The sequence below is a fragment of the Nostoc sp. genome, from assembly GCF_036917615.1.
Lineage (GTDB): Bacteria > Cyanobacteriota > Cyanobacteriia > Cyanobacteriales > Nostocaceae > Nostoc.
The window spans coordinates 56,502-80,068 of sequence record NZ_JBALCZ010000070.1; the positions used below are offsets into that span (position 1 = coordinate 56,502).

Annotated in this window: 20 protein-coding genes, 1 tRNA gene and 1 pseudogene; 10 read left to right on the top strand and 12 right to left on the bottom strand. The window is 41.7% G+C overall.

Features of this window, described 5'->3' with window-relative positions; translation table 11 throughout:
- Positions 1–12: 12 nt before the first annotated feature.
- From V7K85_RS26000 to pdhA, 3 genes are all read right to left on the bottom strand, one after another.
- A tRNA-Lys gene (locus V7K85_RS26000) sits at positions 13–84 on the bottom strand.
- A 59-nt stretch (positions 85–143) separates the two neighbouring features.
- Positions 144–1,013, bottom strand: coding sequence for an aldose epimerase family protein (locus tag V7K85_RS26005; RefSeq protein ID WP_334817946.1), 870 nt, complete (start codon positions 1,011–1,013; stop codon positions 144–146).
- Positions 1,014–1,109: 96 nt separating this feature from the next.
- Positions 1,110–2,144: a pyruvate dehydrogenase (acetyl-transferring) E1 component subunit alpha gene (gene pdhA, locus V7K85_RS26010; RefSeq protein WP_334817947.1), complete on the bottom strand. Its 1,035-nt coding sequence runs from the start codon at positions 2,142–2,144 to the stop codon at positions 1,110–1,112.
- A gap of 184 nt (positions 2,145–2,328) precedes the next feature.
- Here pdhA and V7K85_RS26015 point away from each other — a divergent pair, with 184 nt between their 5' ends.
- The gene (locus tag V7K85_RS26015) at positions 2,329–2,571 is read left to right on the top strand and encodes a hypothetical protein (protein WP_334817949.1); all 243 of its coding nucleotides are present in this window, start codon (positions 2,329–2,331) and stop codon (positions 2,569–2,571) included.
- Between the two features lie 523 nt (positions 2,572–3,094).
- Entirely contained in the window at positions 3,095–5,407 is a 2,313-nt protein-coding gene (locus tag V7K85_RS26020; protein ID WP_334817950.1) for an IMS domain-containing protein, read from the top strand.
- 87 nt (positions 5,408–5,494) lie between these two features.
- Here the strand turns inward: V7K85_RS26020 and V7K85_RS26030 are convergent.
- The 4 genes and pseudogenes from V7K85_RS26030 to V7K85_RS26045 all read right to left on the bottom strand — a co-directional run bounded on the left by V7K85_RS26030 (position 5,495) and on the right by V7K85_RS26045 (position 10,334).
- Positions 5,495–7,304 (bottom strand): annotated as a pseudogene (locus V7K85_RS26030) (hypothetical protein).
- A gap of 79 nt (positions 7,305–7,383) precedes the next feature.
- Positions 7,384–7,863 (bottom strand): O-antigen ligase family protein, encoded by a 480-nt coding sequence (locus V7K85_RS26035; protein ID WP_334817955.1) that lies wholly within the window; start codon positions 7,861–7,863, stop codon positions 7,384–7,386.
- A gap of 192 nt (positions 7,864–8,055) precedes the next feature.
- Positions 8,056–8,946 carry a hypothetical protein gene (locus V7K85_RS26040; protein WP_334817957.1) on the bottom strand — a complete coding sequence of 297 codons (891 nt, stop codon included), beginning with the start codon at positions 8,944–8,946 and terminating at the stop codon, positions 8,056–8,058.
- Positions 8,947–9,176: 230 nt separating this feature from the next.
- Entirely contained in the window at positions 9,177–10,334 is a 1,158-nt protein-coding gene (locus tag V7K85_RS26045) for a hypothetical protein (RefSeq protein WP_334817959.1), read from the bottom strand.
- A 49-nt stretch (positions 10,335–10,383) separates the two neighbouring features.
- Between V7K85_RS26045 and V7K85_RS26050 the strand changes: the two genes are divergently transcribed.
- Positions 10,384–10,629, top strand: coding sequence for a hypothetical protein (locus V7K85_RS26050; RefSeq protein WP_334817961.1), 246 nt, complete (start codon positions 10,384–10,386; stop codon positions 10,627–10,629).
- A gap of 695 nt (positions 10,630–11,324) precedes the next feature.
- Here V7K85_RS26050 and dhaL read toward each other — a convergent pair.
- The 3 genes from dhaL to V7K85_RS26065 all read right to left on the bottom strand — a co-directional run bounded on the left by dhaL (position 11,325) and on the right by V7K85_RS26065 (position 14,130).
- Positions 11,325–11,963, bottom strand: a complete 639-nt coding sequence (dhaL, locus tag V7K85_RS26055; protein WP_334817964.1) for a dihydroxyacetone kinase subunit DhaL — start codon at positions 11,961–11,963, stop codon at positions 11,325–11,327.
- Between the two features lie 16 nt (positions 11,964–11,979).
- Positions 11,980–13,053, bottom strand: coding sequence for a dihydroxyacetone kinase subunit DhaK (dhaK, locus tag V7K85_RS26060; RefSeq protein WP_334817967.1), 1,074 nt, complete (start codon positions 13,051–13,053; stop codon positions 11,980–11,982).
- Positions 13,054–13,254: 201 nt separating this feature from the next.
- Entirely contained in the window at positions 13,255–14,130 is an 876-nt protein-coding gene (locus V7K85_RS26065; RefSeq protein ID WP_334817969.1) for an MBL fold metallo-hydrolase, read from the bottom strand.
- A gap of 220 nt (positions 14,131–14,350) precedes the next feature.
- Between V7K85_RS26065 and V7K85_RS26070 the strand changes: the two genes are divergently transcribed.
- The 4 genes from V7K85_RS26070 to V7K85_RS26085 all read left to right on the top strand — a co-directional run bounded on the left by V7K85_RS26070 (position 14,351) and on the right by V7K85_RS26085 (position 16,238).
- Complete coding sequence (locus tag V7K85_RS26070; protein WP_334817971.1) at positions 14,351–14,755, top strand: hypothetical protein; 405 nt, start codon at positions 14,351–14,353, stop codon at positions 14,753–14,755.
- A gap of 795 nt (positions 14,756–15,550) precedes the next feature.
- Positions 15,551–15,772 carry a type II toxin-antitoxin system HicB family antitoxin gene (locus V7K85_RS26075; protein ID WP_334817973.1) on the top strand — a complete coding sequence of 74 codons (222 nt, stop codon included), beginning with the start codon at positions 15,551–15,553 and terminating at the stop codon, positions 15,770–15,772.
- A 17-nt stretch (positions 15,773–15,789) separates the two neighbouring features.
- A complete protein-coding gene (locus V7K85_RS26080; RefSeq protein WP_334817975.1) occupies positions 15,790–15,999 on the top strand; it encodes a 2-oxoisovalerate dehydrogenase E1 subunit beta in 210 nt (69 codons plus the stop codon).
- Positions 15,996–16,238, top strand: a complete 243-nt coding sequence (locus V7K85_RS26085; protein WP_334817977.1) for a type II toxin-antitoxin system HicA family toxin — start codon at positions 15,996–15,998, stop codon at positions 16,236–16,238. Before V7K85_RS26080 ends, V7K85_RS26085 begins: the two co-directional genes overlap by 4 nt.
- Before the next feature lie 246 nt (positions 16,239–16,484).
- On the opposite strand, the gene V7K85_RS26090 is transcribed toward V7K85_RS26085, so the two are convergent.
- A complete protein-coding gene (locus tag V7K85_RS26090; protein WP_334817979.1) occupies positions 16,485–17,438 on the bottom strand; it encodes a heme o synthase in 954 nt (317 codons plus the stop codon).
- A gap of 261 nt (positions 17,439–17,699) precedes the next feature.
- Complete coding sequence (locus tag V7K85_RS26095) at positions 17,700–18,620, bottom strand: COX15/CtaA family protein (RefSeq protein WP_334817981.1); 921 nt, start codon at positions 18,618–18,620, stop codon at positions 17,700–17,702.
- 393 nt (positions 18,621–19,013) lie between these two features.
- On the opposite strand from V7K85_RS26095, the gene V7K85_RS26100 reads away from it, so the two are divergent.
- The 3 genes from V7K85_RS26100 (at position 19,014) to V7K85_RS26110 (ending at position 22,651) form a co-directional block, all read left to right on the top strand.
- Complete coding sequence (locus tag V7K85_RS26100) at positions 19,014–20,096, top strand: cytochrome c oxidase subunit II (RefSeq protein WP_334817983.1); 1,083 nt, start codon at positions 19,014–19,016, stop codon at positions 20,094–20,096.
- 83 nt (positions 20,097–20,179) lie between these two features.
- Positions 20,180–21,916, top strand: coding sequence for a cytochrome c oxidase subunit I (gene ctaD / locus V7K85_RS26105; protein WP_334817985.1), 1,737 nt, complete (start codon positions 20,180–20,182; stop codon positions 21,914–21,916).
- 108 nt (positions 21,917–22,024) lie between these two features.
- Positions 22,025–22,651: a cytochrome c oxidase subunit 3 gene (locus V7K85_RS26110; protein WP_334817987.1), complete on the top strand. Its 627-nt coding sequence runs from the start codon at positions 22,025–22,027 to the stop codon at positions 22,649–22,651.
- Positions 22,652–23,567 lie beyond the last annotated feature (916 nt).

Consider the following 23,567-nt stretch of genomic DNA (forward strand, 5'->3'; position numbering starts at 1 on the left):
TTTCCTTGAATATGGGTCGCCCGGGATTCGAACCCGGAACTAATCGGTTAAAAGCCGAGTACTCTACCGTTGAGTTAGCGACCCTTTTTTGCTTTTCGCAACTTTGCCATCATAGCATGAATATCTGTAGATTTGTAAAGCCTTTAGAAAAAATCTGCCCTGAAGCGCACAGATGCTGTGTAGCTGCTTTTTGGTTCTAACACAGTCAGATGTTCACCAGTGTTCAAGGAGTTGCGGGGAGCGCTCCACGGTTCTAAACAATAGAAATCTTTGCCTTTGAGCGTCCAAAACACCAAAATTGGATATTCATTGCTATAATCTAGAGTCAGTTTTAACTTGCGGCTGTTGTCTGTTACTGCGGCAGATTGACTGGTTAGCTGCTTAAAGGCAACGTCAATTTCATCGCGGCTAAAGTCAAAATTACCATTGAAGGGGTGAATTTCCTTGGTTATCTGGTCTTGATACTTTTGCGAAGGAATTTCAAACTCTAGCCCAGCTTTATTAACTGTCAAAAAATAAGGATGGAAACCCGTTGAAAAGGGCAGTGATGTGGATGAAAGATTTTTATACTGCTGCCGAATTTCTAAAGTATTACCTTGGAGTTCATAAGTGAACAGCACTTGAAAGTCAAAAGGATAAACTGCCCGTGTTTGCTCGTTGCTGTTAAGAACGAGGGTGAGGCTAGCTTTATCTTGAGTAACTTGGTCAGTTACTTCCCACGGTAGATCACGGGCAAAGCCGTGTTGTTTAAGAGTATACTGCTGTCCATTGTGAGTATAAGTATTATCCGGTATATTGCCGCAGATGGGAAACAAAATAGGATTTCCACCTCTGACGCTCAAATCAGGATTAGCAAAGCGTTCAGTATCTAAGTAGAAAATTTCCTGCCCCTGTATACGCCAACGAGTGATGATACCACCACGTTCTGGCACAACTTCCAGTTGAGAACCAGCGGTTTCATCTGAAAGGATGTAGGTTTTGTATTGTTGCTGTTGAACTGCAATGGTAAACACAAGTTTAGTCCTAAATATTAGCTGAGAGTTAGGAGTTAGGAATTGTGAGTTAGGAGTTAACAATTTATAACTCCTAACTCCTAACTCCTAACTCTGTTATTCGTCTTCTGCAAAAACGAAACGATATAACTCGCTGGGGTCTGGTTCTGGGCTACTTTCGGCAAATTTAACTGCTTCGTCGATTACACCCTGAATTTTACGGTCAATGGCTTTGATTTCTTCCTCATCCGCCAGGTTTTGCTCCAGCAAATAAGCTGCCAACTTCTTAATTGGATCACGGGCAAACCAAAATTCCTTCTCCGCTTTGCTTCGCATTTCATCAGGATCTGCCAAGGAGTGACCCCGGAAGCGGTAGGTAAGTGCCTCAATTAAAGTTGGGCCTTCACCTGCACGGGCACGGGCTACAGCTTCTTGGGCCACGGCTCGGACTGCTAGTACATCCATGCCATCTACTTCCACGCCCACCATGTTAAATACACTGGCTTTTTTATAAATCTCTGGCTGGGAAGTGGCTCGCTCGTGAGACATCCCAATGGCCCACTTATTATTTTCGACTACAAACAGAATTGGCAGTTTCCATAAGGCTGCCATATTTAGCGTCTCGAAAAACTGACCGTTGTTAGCTGCACCGTCGCCAAAAAAGCAAGCTGTCACTTGGTCAGCGCTTTCATCTTTTAGCACTTCGCGGCGGTATTTGCTTTGAAAAGCCGCTCCAGCTGCCACAGGAATGCCCTCAGCCACAAAAGCATAGCCGCCCAGCAAGCGATGTTCAGCAGAAAACATGTGCATGGAACCACCGCGCCCTTTGCTGCAACCTGTGGCTTTGCCAAATAATTCTGCCATTACCTCTTTTGCTGGTACACCCGCACTCAGAGCATGAACGTGGTCACGGTAGGTACTGCAAACGAAATCTTCACCCGGTCGCATTGACTGCACAACCCCACTGCAAACGGCTTCTTGACCGTTGTACAAATGGACAAAACCAAACATTTTGCCCCTGTAGTACATTTCAGCGCACTTGTCTTCAAACAAGCGCCCTAATACCATGTCCTCATACAACCGTAACCCTTCTTCTTTAGTAATGTGCGTAGTAGCAGGATTAAATGTGGGTAAAGTACGCTCTTGAACCATTATTTTTGATTATCCCTGTTGTACAACTTAAAGTTACGGTCTTAAATAAGTTGGTCTGATAACACCTTAGCTTTTAACAGGCTAGCGTTTGTAAGACTCAACAATCAAACTTTATTTATGCACCAAAAAAGGGTCTTAGGGAAATAGCCGAATTTTTCATTTTGCGGAAAGTCTGAGTTAAGGCTTGCTTAAATCAGACGCCACTTGCTTTCAGCCGAAAGACGCGACGCCAGTCGCTCATAAGGAAACCCCCAACTCTTGGAGACGCTTTGCCAAGGCGCTAGCCTCTCACGAATGGGAGAAGACCGCGCTGGCTCTCCAACGCAGTGGCGCAACTTTCCAAGACGGATTTTTAACTTTTCAGCCCATGCCCCGTGAGGATTTGACTCTAACGGCAACATCTGCCGCTTTGGGTTTTTATCTCTGACTATTCCCCTTCATAGACTAGCAATCAAGATAGACTGCTTTCTGCATATCCATTAACAATTTAAAAAAAACGATGCAAAAGTCTCTATACCCAAATAGGTAATTGTAATTAAAGGTTAATTATGATATTATTCTTTTCTCCTGTTATCAGGGTCAACCCCCAATAGTGGTATTTTAGTGACCGTTTACTGGGAAAGTCCCGAAAAAACCAATCATCAATAGATTCTTGCAACCACAACATTTATGCCGTCACTAAAAACGGTAGTTGTGGTTTGTGGTATCGAAGGCTGATAATAGTCATGTTAAACAAAAATACTAAGAATTAAGACAAACAATTGAGGCTTTCTAGGCGAAAGCAAAAAATTAGTACTAGAATGTGACTCAAAATTTCGGGAAGGTACAAAACAAGTTGTTGCAATATACACTTGTAGAGTAAATTCTACACGGCATTATCATGGCACGGTTTTACAGGCCTAGAAAGCTCTAGGTGAATTATATTGATCACGGTGCAGGGGAAGTAGGCTGTGCGAATTCCGCTAGATTACTACCGAATTTTAGGACTACCGTTAGCGGCAAGTGATGAACAATTGCGGCAGGCATACAGCGATCGCATTGTACAATTGCCACGACGTGAGTATTCTCAGGCAGCAATTTCTTCTCGTAAACAACTCATAGAAGAAGCTTACGTGGTTTTATCAGATCCAAAAGAACGCAGTACCTACGATCAGCTTTATCTTGCCCACGCCTATGACCCTGATAACCTTGCTGCTGCCGCAGTAGCACTGGAAAATCGTACAGAAAGCACCAAAAGGGGCATTGACACCCAGAGTCTGGGGATCGAAATTACCCAAGACGAATTAGTTGGCGCTTTATTAATTTTGCAAGAGTTGGGGGAATACGAACTTGTATTGAAACTAGGTCGTCCGTACCTGGTAAATAAAAATGGTACTACAAGTGCAAGAAAAGGCAATAATCTAGCAGACGAAGAAATACACGAAAGTGCTGAACATCCAGATGTTGTTCTCACTGTTGCCCTTGCTTGTCTAGAATTAGGTCGGGAACAGTGGCAGCAAGGTCACTATGAAAATGCTGCCATATCCCTAGAAACTGGTCAAGAACTGCTAGCACGCGAAGGGTTGTTCTCCAGTGTACAGGCAGAAATTCAGGCGGATCTTTACAAATTGCGACCATATCGAATTTTGGAGTTGCTAGCACTACCTCAAGAAAAGACTGCCGAACGACGCCAAGGCTTGGAATTATTGCAAAATCTCTTAGAAGATCGTGGTGGCATTGATGGCACGAGCAATGATGAATCTGGTTTAAATATAGATGACTTTCTGCGATTTATCCAGCAGTTACGCAACCACTTAACAGTCGCAGAGCAGCACAAGTTATTTGAAGCCCAAAGCAAACGTCCTTCTGCTGTTGCCACTTATTTAGCTGTTTATGCCTTGATAGCACGCGGGTTTGCTCAACGTCAACCTGCTTTAATTCGTCAAGCAAGGCAAATGCTCATGCGTCTGGGCAAACGCCAAGATGTACATTTAGAACAGTCGCTATGTGCATTACTTTTGGGACAAACCCAAGAAGCAACTCGTGTTTTAGAACTTAGTCAGGAGTACGAAGCTTTAGCTTTTATTCGGGAAAAATCTCAAGACTCTCCAGATTTATTACCGGGGCTGTGTCTATATGCAGAACAGTGGTTGCAACACGAAGTATTTCCCCATTTTCGAGATTTAGCAAACCAGCAAGCTTTCCTAAAAGATTACTTTGCTAACCAACAGGTGCAAGCTTATTTAGAAGCACTGCCAACGGATGCAGAAACAACTAATGAATGGGCTGTAATTAACCCCCAGTATTTTCCCCAGCCCCAGACAAATAATCCCCCTTTCCCCAACAATTCAACTAGGACTTCAGGGCAATTTAATCACAGTAGAACACCTGACCTAGATTTGCCAGAAACACCAACAAAAGAAACACCCGAATATTCAAATTTCTCACCACCCATGTGGAATTCATCTGGGAGTGTAAAATCAGAGATTCCTACTGTCGAACGGATGGGCAGAAATACTAATCAGCGTTTGAATGGTTCAGCTAAAACTGCTGCACCTGGTCATAACCAAAAGCGTCGGCGGAGAAAACCTACTCCATCTGCTAGCCGAGAGCGTTTACCAGATAATCGTCCTCATTCTCGTCGTCCTCGGCGGCGGCGAACTTTTGCTAACACCATAGAAGGGAAAACACGGCTGGTATGGAGAGTGTTTATTTCTTTGGTGAGTATATTAGTTTTCTGGGTGTTAGTCACAACGACTTTTGGATGGTTAAAAAATCTATTTTTTCCTACAGCATCTTTGCGTGGTTCACAGTTATTTGTACAAATAAATCAACCACCAATATCTATTCCTGATCCAAACAGTAAACCACAAGCAACAGATGGCCCTTTAACAGATGCAACGGCAGAGGAAGTTATTCAGACGTGGCTATCTACCAAAGCCGAAGCTTTAGGACCGAATCATGAGATTAATAATTTAGAGCAGATTTTAACTGGTTCAGCTTTGTCTCAATGGCGGCTGATTGCTCAACAGGATAAGTCAGACAATCGCTACCGCAAGTACGACCATAGCCTGAAGGTGGAATCTGTTGAGAAAATTGATTTATTTGCAGATCGTGCCGCAGTGGAAGCTACGGTTAAGGAAGCGACACAGTTATATGAAAATGGTCAGTTTCAAAAGTCTTCTAACGAGAAATTGCGAGTTCGGTATGATTTGATTCGAGAACAAGGTAAATGGCGCATCCAGAGTACATCTGTTGTCAATCAGATAAGTTGGAATTTTTAGGCGATGTCTACAGTTCGCCTACTACGAAGTGGGTGGTTCCAATCCCCCAGTCAGAGTGATTCTGATTCCTGGATTCTAAATTCTTCTTCAATCACTCTGACTCTGAAACTGATACCCACCCGCCTCAATTCTCAACTTACCTGATTTCCATCCTGAATAAATCGGGGTTTTATTACCATCAGCAGTTTGGTAAACAGCAAAATGATTCCGCCAGTCGTGGTAGTGTCCATTCCGCCAAACTTTTGGTAAATTATTATCTTGATATTGCAGTTTTACTTGAGCGAAAACCCCTTGATACTCAATCACTCCATGATTAATCTTATTCAGATTTAAACGCGACTTTTTCACCACAGACTGTTGAAATTGCTCACAACTACCGTAGGTTTGTTGTTCACCAACTTCGAGGGCAAATCCGCTTACTGTTCTCCCAGTACCCGCCGCCGTGAGAATTTGGTCATCAGGATATCTGGAGTTAATTTTCTGTGTTGCTGTGAGATTAATCCCTTGTAGGTGCAAATTAATTGGTGTTAATGCCAGCCATGTTTTTTCATAACTGATAAAAGTTACACCATTGCGAGTTTCAATCAAGGCTGATTTAGGTAAGAAAAATTGAAACGGTGCTAGTGGTTTGTTATTGAGCCAGATTACCAAATTACGGTACTGAGCAACGTTGTCACCACCAATGGATGAAGTAGATATTGAAGTCGGGTCTGTTATTGAGCCAGATTACCAAATTACGGTACTGAGCAACGTTGTCACCACCAATGGATGAAGTAGATATTGAAGTCGGGTCTGTTCCGGTAGCTGCAATAAAGTAATCTACTCCGCGCCGAGAATTGAACGCGATCATTTTAAACCCGTTCCAGTCCCCACCAGAACCTTGAGCTAATGTCCCTAGTTGAAAAGTGTTACCGAAATAAAGGGTTTCGTAAAACTGGGGTGCTGCGTCTCCTCCTGGTTTCCAGTTTTCGTAAGTTGGTTTGGAATTGAGTAGTTCTAAAGGTTTTTTAAATTCCTTCCGTGCTAAGGCAATAACAGCTAATGGTGGACGGTAACTGCTGGTAATTAGGTGTACTTCGTCGGCGTCTGGTTTGGGATCTGACAGTGGCGAATCCCCAAAATACAGCCCTAATTCATGAGTTGCCAGAGAACACCAAACACAGTTACCTTGACTATAGTCGCGCTTAGAGGGGCCACCAAATCCACCCCGCCAATATTTCAGTGCGCCTTCAGTAAAAAACCAATCAAGTGCAGATTTAGCCAGAGATTTTACCTCTGGATCTAATGCAAAATCGTAGAGATTTACATAAGTAGTAACAGCGTGTCCCAAGTAGTTTTCTGAATCCCACTCCCCTTGTCCAATTTGGTAGAGAGTGCGAACATTGCGGCGGATGCGCTGTTTATATATTTTACGTGTCTCTTCGTTGCCTGTTTCTTGGGCAAATAAATAAACCGCTACTTCCCGCATGGCTTTTAAATTATCAGTGTTGCGGCAATCAACCCAAGTATCGCAGTTATCAGTTGAAGCCGACCAAAATTTCCGAGGGCTAAGAAAGGTACGTGTGAGTGGGTCTTTTTTGGTCAAAATTGCCATCGCTTTCTTCATCCGCTGGCGATAGTTTGAGTCAAGATATTTGCCAAAGTAGAAGTATTTGCGGACTTGCTCTTTGAGGGTAAAGCCAGAGTAAAAGTCAATTCCCAAGGTGTGAGTATTTCTATCAGCATCGGCGTCTTTAGATTGCAGAAAGGCGATCGCTTTTTCTCGATTACCTGCGAGAAAGTCCATCATTGCTCTAGGGTAAGACCTTTTTTCGTTCTCAAAGGCTGTCGAACCGTAGTTACTGCCTGCAAAGAGTGTAATCGCTTGTTGGGAACGCGCCTGAAACTCTGCTTCCATCTGTTGTGTCCATTGTGACTCTGGCTTTGACTGAGTGCTGCCCAGTAATAGACACAGCAAACAGATGATGGTAGCGTTTTTAAGGTATGATTTTCGGGACACGGGACATTCCACATATACTGAGCGACCACCAAGCTAGATGCGTAAATTGGGCGCACTCAAACCAGGTGAAGGTGAAGGCAAGATAGGCAATGAAGACTGCTTCAATTCCCCGGTAAGGTGATTTGATAACCTGCCACAGACACCATCCTAACAGGGTAAGGTAGGATGCCATCCCCAGTAATCCTACCGATAATATCGTATCTAAAATTAGATTGTGCGCTTTAGTTGTGGGTAGCTGTGCGGTTTTTATTTGGCCATTTTCCTCTTGGTAATCGAAACTAAAATCACCCAAGCGAATTACTTTAGTTATTTTTATGCCAGGGCGCACATAGGAATAAGCAGTGCCAAAACCATTCATTCCCCATCCGAGTAAGGGACGGTAACTAATTCTATAGTTGGCCATGTGCCACAGATAAACCCGGTCTGATGTGATTTGTTTAATCAGAATGAAAATCAACAGTGATGGCGATGATAACCTAACTTCACTTCATTTCTGTATCAAGCCAAAGTCAATAGATGGCGTAAGTACTGTACCTGTCCAAAGATTTTCTATTACTACTCCAGGCAAGAATCTAGCCACTGTAGACAGGCTTAAACCTCGATAGGTAAAACGAACTCGGTAGCTTTCTGGTTTGAGATTTTGATAAGATCAAAAACCCCCAATCCTGTCAGATCCTCCCATTACAAGCAGGTTGTTGCGATTCCAGTAGATTTTTCCATCGACAAAGTATGTCAAATCCTCTCCTGGCATAGCTAATAAGAAATCATCTTCTTCAAGTAGTTTTAGTGCGTTTCTGCTATAGCTTAGACTGAGCAATTGCCCATTAATGCTTTGCAGTTCTGGTATTAAGCCATAAAATTTAAAGCGATAGGGGGTTGATGACAAGTTAGTAACTTTTAACCCAAACTTTAGAAATGTTCTGGCATCGGGTTGTTTTTTGGGAATAGTAAATACCTGTTTCGGCACTAGGGTTTCAAAACGGATACTATCAACTTCAACTGAATTATTAGTTGCAACAGGTTCAATTAAACGGAAAGTTATGTATTGAGTATTTAACCGAACTGTTTCTATCCCTACTGCTGACTTTATATTGGTGCGATATATGAACCGTAGTTGATAAGTTCCTAATTGCATATCATTGACAGTCCAATAATTACCAGGTTCATTAGGTAAATCAGGAATTTGAAATTGTAACTTTTTATTTTGCCAAGATAGTTTTGCATATAATAATGTAAAAGTAGACACTCCTGGCTGAACTAAATAATCATCATATTTATTAATTTTTCTCCGATTTTTCGGTTCTTGCATTTGTAAAACTTGACCATTTGACCCGACAATCTGGGGAATTAAACTGCCAGAGCGGTTGAAGCGAAAGTGAATTAGCATTTTGTTGCTAATAGTAATGTCAAACTCTACAGGTGTATTAGCATTAAGCTCTCTTTTTGGAATGGGTAATACTAAAAATTCTGTACGCCAGATTTGTAGACTTATACCCTGAGCTTCAATGCTGTTACTATCATTTGATTCAAAAGATGTCATGTGAGATACCCTCTCTATTTCCAGGTTTTAATGCGTCGTCCATCATAACAGCACATGTCTTAATGCCATTGTCCTGAAAAAGAATGATGATTTGTTGTCAAATAAAGATTTTTCAGAAATATTTTTGTCCTTTGCTTTCATTTTTGCTCCTTTAAGCATTAAGGTTAAATCATTTTTTGGGCAAAATGAGGATGTCTCTTATAAAGACAATAATTTCGTTCAAATTTTATTCATCCCTTGATAAGACCAAACTCTACAAGAGGCATAGCTATTCTCCCACTCCAAAATTTTTCTAATATTTGTTCTTCTAAACGCCTTGCTCTCAATTCAGAAACTTGATATATGACTTGGAGGCGATATAATGCACCAGCTTTCAGGTTAGGAAAATAATAAGAGCCACTTTTTCCATTCAAGCTATGAGTTTTGCTAGAAATTGCGAATTGAAGTTGAGAAGAATACCAAAAAAGTTTTCCACATAAATCCAAAAACATTTTTTCTCCTGGTTGAAGCAAGTAATAATTTTGTTCATTGTTTTTCCAAGCAAGTTTAGTTGGGTTGCCAGACCGATTTATTGGTTTACCATCATCGCTTATTAAAATGGCGTCAATAGAGCTTAATTGGTAAAAGCAAAGAGTGGTTGATGTATTATTTGTAATATAAATACCTAGTTTTACATCAGTTTTGGCTTTAAATAATTTAGAAGAGATGGTCAGTACAGACTCTGGCATATCTATTTTGAATAAGACTCCATCTACTTCTATTGCATTACTATCAGTTGATAAGAGTTGAACAAGACGAAGATTTACCCACGGGGTTGCCAATATGTCTGAACTAGTTTCTTGTTCAATTACTTCTTGGTTAATGTTAGAACTTGAAACATATGTATCTCTAGCATCAGTATTTAAAATAAATCGAAGTTGATAAGTTTTCGTTTCAAGTGGATCGAAGTACCAAAAGTAATTAGACCTAAAATTATCAAGAATATAGTCGGGAATAGTAGGAATTTTTAGTTGTAAAGAATTATCTTGCCAAAAAAGCTTTGCAGTTACAAAAAAAGTTGTACGGCATTTGGGTCTAATTCTCCACCAATCCAATTGTCTACCTTGGCTACTATCTGGCTGTTTACTTTGTTGATTAGTAACCAGATCGTCTGTAACTAAATGTCCCTGTATTCTCTGTCCATTTGATGTCAAAAGCTCTGGGATAAAAGCTTGTAAGTGGTTCAGATAAAAAGAATTTGAACTAGTGTGATTTATACTCACGCTGAATTTAATTGGAACATTAATCCCAATTTGTTTTTTGGGAATGGGATATACTCTAGTAAGAAAGAGTATTGTGTTAGGATTAACGATTTCTATGCTTATACCATTCAATTCATAAGATGTCATGTTTTTTATCCTCTCAACTTCTACTTTTCATGCGCCATCACACTAATTAGTGTATGACTATGCAGATCAGGCTAATGGCAAATACTTTTGGTTGAGTCCAGATTATGTTTCTGTATCTGTGAATAGCAATCTTGATGTTGTTTCAGTTCAAGGCTGGACTAAACAAAACTCTACTTTAGGTGTAGATACCATCCCCATCCAAATACCTTCTATTAAGTTCGTATTCATAGTTTCTCGGTCATATATCTCTGCCACTGCGTCTTTACACTATAAGATTTGGTTCCCAGATTACTAAATGGATACCATCTGTATGAAAAACATTGCCTTCATTTGATTCAAAAGATATCATATTGGCTACTCTCTCTACTTCCAGGTTTTCATGCGTCGTCCATCATAACGGTACATGTCTTAATGCCATTGTCCTGAAAAAGAATGATGATTTGTTGTAAAATAAAGATTTTTCAGAAATATTTTTGCCCTTTGCTTCATCTCAGCAAGGCAACAACATTAATATTCTCTTAAATGCAGGACAATCACTTTCTCTAAAAAGTTTATATAAATGTTCTTTATTTGAGTATTCACAAATGGATAATAGATGCATAAATTAAATTTTCCAAGGAGGAAAAACTATTTATTGCTGTACTTCGACGCTAGAGCTAATCAGAAAGCATTAAGATAAATGTAGGCTCATTTTGGGGTAGATCATAACCCCAGATTTACTGAATTATTAAAACAGCATATACTGACTTAAAAAACAAAAATTTATGAAGTTAATCTAAATTAAATGAGAAAAAAATAGTTTAATTAAAAAAAAGATAAAGCGGAGTATTAATGATACATTTAGTTTGTTGGTTTTATTAAAATGTATAAGGTCGTCTGGTTATCTTAGAGAGTCTTCATGAAAATAGCCGCGATCGCCTAAAATAAATACTCAGACTAGCTTGTGGAAACGTTTGTAGTGAGCCATTTATCTCTTTGATACAGCCAGCGTTATTCCCCAGAACTTTCCAACACCGCTAACAAACTCTTCAACATCAAATAAGCAGAAGTTCCTCCTGGATCTGGATGTCCAACACTCCGTTCTCCCAGATAACTAGCCCGTCCCTTTCTCGCCTGCATCGGTATAGTTTCTTGCAACCCCTTTTGGGCTGCTGCTACAGCCTGTTGCAAAGCTTCCAGTGTCCCCTTACTTTCCCCTACAGCTTGTCTAAAAGCCTCTACAGCCGGAGATAGTACATCTACCATTGTTTTGTCTCCTAGTTGCGCTTTTCCACGTTGCAGCACGCCGTCTAAGCCTGCTTGGAGTAGCTCTAACACATCTTGTGCTGTTAATTCTTGCTTATTTACTACTGCTGTACTGGCTCTTAAAAACCAAGTGCCATAAAGAGGGCCACTTGCACCGCCAATAGAAGAAATCAAGGTCATACTCACGGTTTTGAGAATGTTGCTGATGTCCTTGTCTGTAAGAGTTGGTAACTGAGTGCTTACCTTTTTGAAGCCACGATCCATATTGATCCCGTGGTCAGCATCTCCGATCGCAGCATCTAATTCTGTCAAATATGCTTTATTCTGCTCTATCTCGATTGCATAAGCCTGCAACCATTGCAATATCTGCGCCTGAGTTACCATATTAATTCGTAATTAGTTAAATTCCCCAGCGCCAACTTGGCGTTTTTACTGGTGCATCCCATAGCCGGATCATCTCATCATCTAACTTCAGCAGGGTAATGGAGCAACCTTGCATTTCTAGAGATGTAATATAAGGCCCAATCAAGTTTCGCACAATTTGCAATCCTTGCTGTTCGCAGATTTGGGCGAGTTTGCGGTAAACAATATACAGTTCAGAAATTGGGGTTCCACCCATGCTATTGACAAAAGCTAACAGGCGATCGCCTTTTGCAAATGGGAGATTTATTAGTTCTACATCTACCCATTCTCCTTTGTTTTCATCCCACTCGCGCAGTGTGCGGCTGTATGCTGTATCCTCAATGAGCGATCGCGTTAATATTTCGGTGATTTCGTCTACTGATTTGAGGGCTGTACGTTCTCTTCCTGGTTCACCGTGAATACCGATACCTAATTCAATTTCGCGATCGCCCAATTCAAATGTCGGCGTTCCATTAGCGGGAACTGTACAAGATGTTAGAGCAATTCCCATACTCCGCCCATTCAGATTTACTCGGCGACATAAATTTGCTATTTGTGGCAAATCATACCCCCCCTCAGCCGCTGCACCACAAATTTTTTCTGCCAGTATTGTTGTTCCCACACCCCGGCGTCCTTGGGTATAGAGGCTATCCTTGACTGCTACATCGTCATCAATCAAAATATTTAGGACTCGAATGCCCTCACCACGGGCTAACTCCGTTGCCATCTCAAAGTTCATCACATCGCCGCTGTAATTCTTGACGATATAAAGGATACCAGAGCCTCCATTTACTTGCTTGGCTGCTTCTAGCATTTGGTCAGGAGTAGGTGAAGTGAAAACCTCACCAGGACAAGCTGCATCAAGCATTCCTTTGCCCACGAAGCCAGCGTGCATGGGTTCATGTCCACTGCCGCCACCAGAAATAATTGCTACTTTACCCTGTATAGGTGCATCGGCTCGATAGACAAAAGCGGGATCATAGTTCAGTTTAATTAAATCGGAATGAGCCGCCGCCATACCTTCTAGACTTTCCCGCACAAAGTCTTCTGGCTTGTTGATCAGCTTTTTCATAATCCGTGTTTGGTTAAAAGGGTGCTAAAACCCAGGTTATAGCGCTTCTGGTTTGTATGCAATACGGTCTAACCTCTCTCTAAATCTCTCTCCTAAAAGGAGAGACTTTGAATTTTCCCCCTTCCCGCGTCGGGAAGGGGGTTAGGGGGTTAGGTTTTTTGTGGGCTTTTCCAGATGAGCAAATAATTATGAATTATTCGGTCAATTCAAAGATTCCATCAACTCAATACACTTGTGCATCTGCTGGCGCATGGTTTCCTTATCAGTATGAAACCTTCGCCCATGACCTGGTAGCACCCACTCAAAAGAGTAATTAGCCAAGTTACGCATAGATTTAGTCTGTTCTGACCAAGAATACCAGCAGAAATCGCGGAATGCAGTCAGTTGGTGCAAGCTTTCTGACCAAGCGAGATGATCACCAGTGAACAAAAACTTATTTTTGTAGAGTAGAACAGTTTGTCCTTTGGTGTGACCGGGAACTGGAATAATTAATAAATCTGGAGTCAAAGCAAATGGTTCAAAACCAGTTAGCTGTATTTCCACATTGCGAGTATCCCCAGAAATATCATCAGCATGAAGGATGCGATCGCACTGGAAATGCTCCGCAAACTTTTGATGATCAGCCACATCATCCTTATGAGTTAGGTACATATAACGAATTCCACCTATCTCTTCTAAACGCTTAACTAAAGGCGGCGTAAAGCGGGGAGAATCCACCAAAATGTTACCTTCTGGAAGTTGAATTAAATAGCTAGCAGCAGCGTAAGATTTTTCAGAATGATAGCCGCAGTGGTAAACATTTTCCGCTACTAATATTGGAAACTGTTGTTGAGCAATTTTGATATCTTTTGGTTTTTCAACTGTGCCAATAGAACTAGTAGGACATGCCAAAAGTGCTTCAAGTGCTGCTAATCTTTCTGCATGATTCGTTGGTTGATGATAAACCGCCGACTGTTCATCAACACGAGAAAACACTTCAGGAGTCATCCAGCGACAGGTATCACAATCAATACAGGTAGTATCTACATAAAAATCGCCGTTGACATTTTGGGAGCGACGTTGATTTAAATGAGCCATATTAATCCTTTTGCTTCCAGCCGCTTACCGGGGAGCGATAAACTCTATATCACTACGCTAGCAAAAGTGACTTGAGATTGTAGACATCACTAGAAGTAAATTTGCTCAAAAATATAAAGACTTGTGAAACCCAGTCAGCAGAAAATGGGAAAACTGATAAATATGGATGGTGGTGTAGTATAATTTATACATAATATATATTTTAAAAAGGTTTTTAGTTATGAGTTCAGCTAAAGAATATATGGATTTTGAGGAGACGAGCGCATCTATAGAATCTATTTTGGAGAAACTATCGAAGATATCATATAACAGTTTTATACATTTTGAAATACAGGATGAGCAAGAGGATGAACTTTTCGTTAATGGAATTAATTTATTAGAGTTTATGGAAAAAGAGTTGAATAATTTCTTCATTACGCATGACTTTAATCAAACACCTATTACAAATTTTTATGAAAATATTGAACAAGAAGCATCTCTTGCAAAAATAGCTCAAGAAGTAGAAGTTTTTGACAAGGATGATTTTGTTACTGCTAATAGAATTTTAAATAATCATATTCATGATACTTTTTATTCTGCATTACATGAAGATTATATGGTACATATTCGCAATTTAAACTGTTAAAAAAAGCTATGCTCTCCTGTTTTAGATTAAAAAAAGCAATTATTTTTAGTTGAGATCGTCATGGCAATATAATCTTAATCAGAAAACTAAATCAGCTAAATAATTATGCTATTAGCATAGCAAATAAAGAAGTTTTTATTAGAAAAGTACTCGTTGGTTATCCAGAAACTGACAGCCTTAAACTAGTCATCGCTTTTGAAGAAGATCAGTGTAATGAGCTAGATGTAAAAATAGAATCAAATTTTTATGGAAAGGAAAATCACGATTATCAAGAAGAATTAATTTCATTTTTGACAAACTTAAAAAATCAGCTTACACAGAAGATTGAAGATTTGGGTATAAGTCAGCATCAACTTATGGCTGATTATAAGATTCAACTAATACCATCCTAGAATGCAAATATGTCAAAAGCAAGACTATATTTAATTTAGAGGTGGTTATCTTTTAATGATTATAACTCTCTGCATTATTTCTCTAATCCTCTAACAATAACTAGGTGTTTTTTGGCTGATTTATTATTAGTGTCTGGTGGACACAAATTAGACACATCCTAGACAGCATATGTCTAGGATGTGTCTCAATACGGTTCAGTAAAGGCTCAAAGTCATGTAAATTAGGCATTGTTCCCAAGAATGGAAATTAAGTGTCGTGGATCTGAGGGATTTTTCATTGGTGTCTCCTGATATACAAAATGCTGACTTGCTTAAAGCAATCAAAATGGCTATTCCAGCAACGGCAATTGAACAGGCGATCGCTGTTCCCAATTTACAATAATTACATCCCAGAGGATTAGCTATGAAATGGCGCGTGATTCTTGAATCAGATCTAGAAACAGGCGATTGGGCTGTATGGTGTCCAGAATTACCTGGCTGTACTTCAGCACGAGAAACCGAAGAAGAAGCTTTGGAAAATATTAAAGAAGCAATTCAATTGTATTTACAGCCGGAATCAATTGAGTTAGCTCCTGGTATGATCGCACGAGAGATTATCGTCTCATTGAGCGATCGTAAAATTTAGTAGTTAAGGGAAGAGTTATGACTGAAATTGTATTTCTCGTTGAAGATGATCCAGATGGTGGTTATACAGCTAAAGCTTTAAACGAGTCAATTTTTACTCAGGCTGACGATATAGAAACACTACGGGAAATGATCCGTGATGCGGTTCACTGCCATTTTCCTAATGAACATAACCGTCCTAAAATCATTCGGTTACACATAGTCCGTGATGAGGTAATAGCTTCTTGAAACTCCCACGAGACTTATCTGGTTCAGAATTAGTTAACACTTTAGCTTGTCTAGGATATGAGATTAGTCATCAAAAGGGTAGCCACATTCGGTTAACTACTCAACAGAATGGTGAGCATCATCTCACAGTTCCTGCCCATGACCCTATTAAAATTGGCACACTTAACTCCATACTGCGAGATGTTGCTGCTCATGCTGGTTTAACTCGTGACGAATTACTTGCATTGCTTTTTCCATAGGGATTAAAAAGCGATAAATAAGTGAGTGAAATTAATGTTTAATAAATTCACTTATTACTAAAACTTTAGTTGCGTAGGCGTAGCCCGCAATTCTCTACGAGACGCGAGACGCTGGGCGAACGACAAAGCTCAGTGACCATCAGAGACATCGCAAATACGCCAAACTCTAATTATTATGTATATTTTTTAATTTCTGGAAATGCGATCGCGCCACTTTACCAACGCGATCGCTAAAGTTTCTTTCCCCTAACCAATAAAATGCAGCTGATTGATCGCCGCACTAATTAGATGATGAGTAATGGGAAGACTATCCACCACCATCCCCAAACACAACAGCATCATGTAGGAGATGGAATAGAGAAACAATTCTCTAGCTACAGTGCGATCCTCTGGATTTTGCAACAACCGCCAAGATTTGTGGATAAATAATCCTCCCAGAATTAGGGCGATCGCCGCATAAAGAATTCCACTTGCTCCCAAGGGATAAACCAATAACACGGTTGCAACTACGGTAAGTAGGGTATAGTACCAAATCTGCTTCACTGTTGCCGCAGTACCTTCAATCACAGGTAACATTGGTATCCCAACTTTTGCGTAGTCATCTTTAATCATCAGAGCTAGCGCCCAGAAATGGGGTGGTGTCCACAAAAAGACGATGGCAAAAATTAACCATGCTGACCAGCTTAATGTGCCTGTGACAGCAGCCCAACCCACTAACGCCGGAATTGCCCCAGCGGCCCCACCAATGACAATATTCTGGGTGCTGTGGCGTTTTAGCCAGTGGGTATAGACCAAAATATAAAAGACGATGCCAGAGAAGGCTAGCAGGGCAGCTAACAGATTGGCAAATACTGCCAGGAGTGTAAAGGAAATCGTCGCCAGTGCGATCGCAAAAATTAGAGCATCGCGTGCCTGCACCTTACCGGAAGGCATCGGACGATGGCGCGTCCGTTCCATGTCATAATCAATATCCCGGTCATAGACACAGTTAATCGTCTGGGCGCTTGCAGCCGCAAAAGTGCCACCAGTCAGAGTTACTAGCAACAGCAATGGATCTACTTCTCCCTTAGCAGCAATCCACATACTCCCAGCCGTGGTAATCAAAAGCAACGGAATAATCCGAGGCTTTGTTAGCTGGTAGTAACTTTGAATTACTTGTAAAAATGTTTCGTGGTGGCGAGAGACATTAGTCTCAATCATTTTGGCTCTGGTTCCTTATTTTTCAACAACTTATATGCAGCCCCCGCTCAAGCTGGCTCTTTGGGTCGAACGAAAACACAGATTTTTTGCACCTGCGTGGGTCGCAATACTCGCCGTTGCGGCTTTCATGAGTGCTGAGTACTGAGTTAGAAGTTAAGAGTTAAGAGTTAGGAGTTAGGAATTCTTCCCTTGCTCCGCATGCTCCCTCATGTCCCTCATTCTTTACTTAGCACTTAGCACGGGCTAAACGCCCCGCTACCGCTAACGTGACTCAACACTAACTGAGTCACGCAGTGCGAGAACTGTGAAAGCCACCAAAGTACCCAGCAAAGCAGCTCCTATAGCTTGGTGAGAGACGGTGAGAGGCTCGACTTGGAGATGTAATTTGAAAGTAGCGAATCCCAACAAGATTTGTAAGGTCAACAACCCACCAGCCATATTTGCCAGTTGTCGCAAAGCTGGATGTAGTGCTGGTGTGCGCCAACAGATAAATACCATTGCCAAAGTTGCCACTGTTGGCGGCACCAAACCAGCAATATGGCTGTACATCACAGTACAAAGTTGAGAACCGCCGAGGCATTGGTGTAGCGCCCAGCGAGACCCTACCAAAGCACCTAGCAGACTTTGCAGGTAAACCAGAACAGCGGCAGTTAAACCTACCCAAGGCAACTTACCAACGGTTCCATTCCCCTGATAGGGTGTGAGTGCCGTGCCAACAATCAGGAGGGTAGTAAAAAACAACAGCGCCGTTCCTAAATGGGCGGTAACGATATCAAACCGCAACAGTTCGGTAACGGTGAGTCCCCCCAAGATACCTTGGAAGACGATTAAAAACAGGGCGAATGTGGACGCCCAAGGTAGCCAAGAGGGCAAGAAACGACGATGCCACCAGGACAAACCGAAGAGTGCGATCGCGCTTACACCAATTAAAGCTGCATCCAATCTGTGAAACCACTCCAGGAACACCTGGAGATTCATTTGCTTGGCTGGCACAAGTTCGCCATAGCATAAGGGCCAGTCTGGGCAAGCAAGTCCAGCATTCATCACGCGGGTGGCACTGCCTATTGCCATCAAAATTAAGGTGGCTATGCACATTTTCCACACCAAGCGCCGAATCATTTCCTTGGGCTTTTGCTGCTGAAGTGCCGCTTCATTTTGTTGTTGTAGGACAAATTCGCTCATGAATGATACCTTCTGCCCGCTCTTGGTGGATCTTTTAAAATTTTCAATTTACTTTTAGCGTCCCATCTTCACCCTAGCGTATAGGCTAAAGGTTTATAGATTAGCACTCACTTATACTTTGAATCACTTTAGCGACGTTTTGCCTGAAGCTTTAGGTATTTTTTAAGATGTGAAAAATTGATTAATCACAATTAATTTAAGCTTCCTAAATTTTTCCACTGATTTACATCTACTTTTGGCAGTAGTTTGATAGTCACCTTCTACCCAAAATTAGTAAAATAGTCAAAAAAATTAATAAAAATTTCAGACCATTGGACTCCATGCCTTCTGGCCTAGACTACCTTAGTAAGTGAGCAGCTTTGAGATAACGTAGTAAATTAAATTAAGTAAGCCGTGAAGATTCCAAGTTCAATCTGGACATTACTCATTGGCATCGTGCTAACGCTAGTCAGCCTTTGGTACGGTCAAAATCACGGTCTGTTGCCAGCAGCAGCCACGGATGAAGCCGTATTGGTGGATGGTCTGTTCAACGCGATGATGATCGTTTCTACAGGTATATTCCTGCTCGTAGAAGGTATTTTAATTTACTCTGCATTCAAATACCGTCGGCGTGCAGGTGATAATGAAGACGGCCCACCAGTTGAGGGCAATGTACCTCTAGAAATTCTCTGGACGGCGATCCCAGCAATTATCGTTTTTGGCATTTCTGTTTACAGTTTTGATGTGTACAACGAAATCGGTGGCTTCGATCCCCATGCGATCCATGAAGCGCCGATGAATCAGGAGTCAATGACAATGCCAGGAAGTGCTATGGCTGCAACTTTAAGCGATACTCCTCCTAGCACCGAACCCAACCTGAATCAAGAAAAATCTGATGAGGCAATGCAAGACCGAGCTACCGCAGAAGTTCGCAATGCTGACCAAATTCCCCAACTGCGGAATGCCCCTGGTGTCGGTAGTGTTGCTCCAACAATTGGGGGCAGTCCTGATAAAGCAGGCAAACCACCAGAATTGCGGGTCAACGTCACAGGTCTACAATATGCCTGGATTTTTACCTATCCTGAAACTGGTATAACTACAGGTGAAATGCACGTCCCCATCGGACGAGAAGTGCAAATCAATATGACAGCTAACGATGTTATCCACGCCTTCTGGGTGCCAGAGTTCCGTCTGAAACAAGATGCGATCCCTGGTAGACAAAGCGAAATTCGTTTCACGCCCAAAAAAGCAGGCGATTATACCCTGATTTGTGCTGAACTTTGTGGCCCATATCACGGTGCGATGAGAGCATCAGTGGTCGTTGAGACAGAAGAAGCCTTTGATAAATGGCAGCAAGAGCAGCTAGTTGCCAGCAAGGAAACACTAAATCAAGCCGTTGCTGTTAACCCTGCGAATCTATCCCCAAATGAATTTCTCGCCCCTTACACCAAGGACATGGGAATTCAGCCAGAAATGTTACATCAAATTCACAAATAGTCAACAGTCCACGTCAAAAGTAATAACTCATAACGGGCTAAACGATCCACGATCGCTAACAGGACTCAAGACTCAGAACTCATATGACACAAGCTCAGTTGCAAGAAACTGCCAATATCCCCGCCCTTCTTGAGGAACCAGGGATCAGAAAATGGCAAGACTACTTTGGCTTCAACACCGACCATAAGGTGATTGGGATTCAATACCTAGTCACTACGTTTATTTTCTACTGCATTGGTGGCGTGATGGCTGAATTGGTTCGTACAGAACTGCGAACCCCAGAAGTCGATTTTGTCACCCCTGAAGTCTACAACAGCTTGTTTACGTTGCACGCCACGATCATGATTTTCTTGTGGATCGTGCCAGCTGGTGCGGGTTTTGCTAACTTCCTGATCCCCTTGATGATTGGGGCAAAGGATATGGCATTTCCGCGCTTGAATGCTGTTGCCTTTTGGATGATTCCCCCTGCGGGTTTATTGTTGATCACCAGTTTAGTGGTGGGCGATGCACCGGATGCGGGTTGGACTTCCTACCCTCCCCTGAGCTTGGTAACAGGTCAAGTAGGTGAGGGAATTTGGATTATGAGCGTCCTCCTACTAGGTACGTCATCGATTCTAGGGGCAATCAATTTCCTCGTCACATTGCTGAAGATGCGTATCCCTGGTATGGGGGTTCATCAAATGCCCTTGTTCTGCTGGGCGATGTTTGCTACCTCGGCACTGACTTTGGTATCTACACCAGTTTTAGCAGCAGGTCTGATTCTGCTTTCCTTTGACTTAATTGCCGGGACAACATTTTTTAACCCGACTGGCGGTGGCGACCCAGTAGTTTACCAGCATATGTTCTGGTTTTACTCTCACCCAGCGGTTTATATCATGATTTTGCCCTTTTTTGGGGCAATTTCGGAAATTATCCCGGTGCATTCCCGCAAGCCGATTTTTGGCTATAAAGCGATCGCTTATTCCTCTCTTGCCATTAGCTTTCTGGGGCTAATTGTTTGGGCACACCACATGTTTACCAGCGGTATCCCCGGTTGGTTGCGGATGTTCTTTATGATCACCACCATGATCATTGCCGTACCTACAGGAATTAAAATTTTCAGTTGGTTAGCAACAATGTGGGGTGGGAAAATCCAACTTAACAGCGCCATGCTATTCGCAATGGGCTTTGTTGGCACCTTTGTGATCGGCGGGATCAGTGGCGTAATGTTGGCAGCAGTGCCCTTTGACATTCACGTTCACGACACCTATTTTGTGGTGGCACACTTGCACTACGTCCTGTTTGGTGGTAGTGTTCTCGGCATTTTTGCGGCGATTTACCACTGGTTCCCGAAAATGACGGGACGGATGCTGAACGAATTTTGGGGTAAGGTTCATTTTGCCTTAACAATAGTTGGTCTCAACATGACCTTTTTACCTATGCATAAGCTGGGAATGATGGGCATGAACCGCCGCATCGCCCAGTATGACCCCAAATTTAGCTTTCTCAACGAAATCTGCACTTATGGCGCTTACATACTAGCAGTTTCAACATTCCCCTTCATCATCAATGCGATTTGGAGTTGGTTATACGGCGAGAAAGCTAGTAATAATCCCTGGAGGGCGCTTACCTTAGAGTGGATGACAACCTCACCGCCAGCGATCGAGAATTTTGATCAAACCCCAGTACTGGCTACCGGCCCCTACGACTACGGTTTGGAAAGGGCTAACGAAGGTGTACCTTTGTCTGATCCCAATCCAATCTTGTCTGCTGGTCCGAACTCGGTGTTAAGAGCAGAACCTGACCCAGCGGTTGCTGCCAATCCCGAAGACCGGAAATAAAGTTATTAGTTATGAGTTATAAGTTATGATTTATGACTTTAATAAAGTTGTTAGTTCAAAATTTCTAACTCCTAACTCCCCCCCTTCTCCTCTAGGCATTAAAAATTCATGCAAAGTCAAACTATTGACCCAGCTAAAACCGAATTAAATCATCACCATGCGGCGGAAGCGTCCGTCGGTCATCACGAAGAACATCCAGACCATCGGCTGTTTGGGCTAATTGTCTTCCTGATTGCTGAAGGGATGATTTTTATGGGGTTGTTCGGAGCCTACTTGGCTTTCCGTGCTACCTTACCTGCATGGCCCCCAGCAGGTACCCCAGAGTTAGAACTATTGCTACCTGGAGTCAACACCATCAATCTGATTTCTAGTAGTTTTGTCATGCACAATGCTGACACTGCGATCAAAAAGAACGATACACGGGGTGCACAAATCTGGTTAGCAATTACTGCTGCGATGGGTGCAATTTTCTTGGTGGGTCAAGTATATGAATATACCCATTTAGAATTTGGTTTAACTACCAATTTATTTGCTAGTGCATTTTACGTTTTGACTGGTTTCCACGGATTGCACGTTACCATTGGCGTTTTGGCAATTGTTGCCGTGTTATGGCGATCGCGCCTTCCGGGTCACTACAGTAACGAAAAGCACTTTGGCATTGAAGCAGCCGAAATCTACTGGCACTTCGTTGACGTGATTTGGATTATTTTGTTCGGATTACTGTATCTACTGTGAGTATTAATTATTAGTTGTTCACTCCACGCGAACAACTTAATAGGTCCCCAATAGGGGGCTTTTTTAATACAAGCTGCTGCTGCCGTTGCACCTGATGTCAGACTATTTTATCTATCGGCTGGCAGCAAAACTTAAATGAGGACAGTTTTTAGAAGATTAAATATCTGGGAAGTTATCTAAACGGTTTTTTATTTCCTATAGAACAGTTTTATCCTTTACCTAGCAAGAGTAACAGAAAATATATTGAAACCAGTATAGACTTTTACCACTATGAGTTTTGCTGAATTAAACTAAGTTATTGCAAGTGATACAGGCGCGAGTAAAAGGTGGGAAAGGTGGGAAAAGTTGGATGTTTTGTAGAAACTATTGAATAACTAGTTAATATGCTGTAACTTGATATGTTAGTGATTGACAACTAACATTTATTTACTTCAAAAACGATCACTCAATATTTACCTCAAGAACTTACCTGCTCTTTTTTAGTTTTGTCGAAATCACGTTGATATAGCGACGCGATCGCGGTTAGGAATGACTAAAATCTAGTAACAAAATTGTGGTGGACACCGTAACGATACTTGTGCTTTTAAATTGTACTGGTCAAGGTTTGGTAAGTAATCAGACCCAACAGTTAAAATAAATAGATAAATCTCCTGATTTTTGAATGTTGTCTTTTGTCCGCAGTTCTAGATACTATGGACTAGTGTTAAATTTACTTACGTGATATAATTGAACTATAACAGAAATAAATTCTAGATTAAGATACTTAATAAAGGTATTAAATCAACAAATCAACTGTCTAATCATAAAACTGCTCCAAAGCATATGAAGCCTGAGAAGCTGATTGCCTCAAATACCAACAAATCTAGCGGCAGGTATTCATAACCTCACCCAAGCTCTGAATGGTCAGGAAATTAAG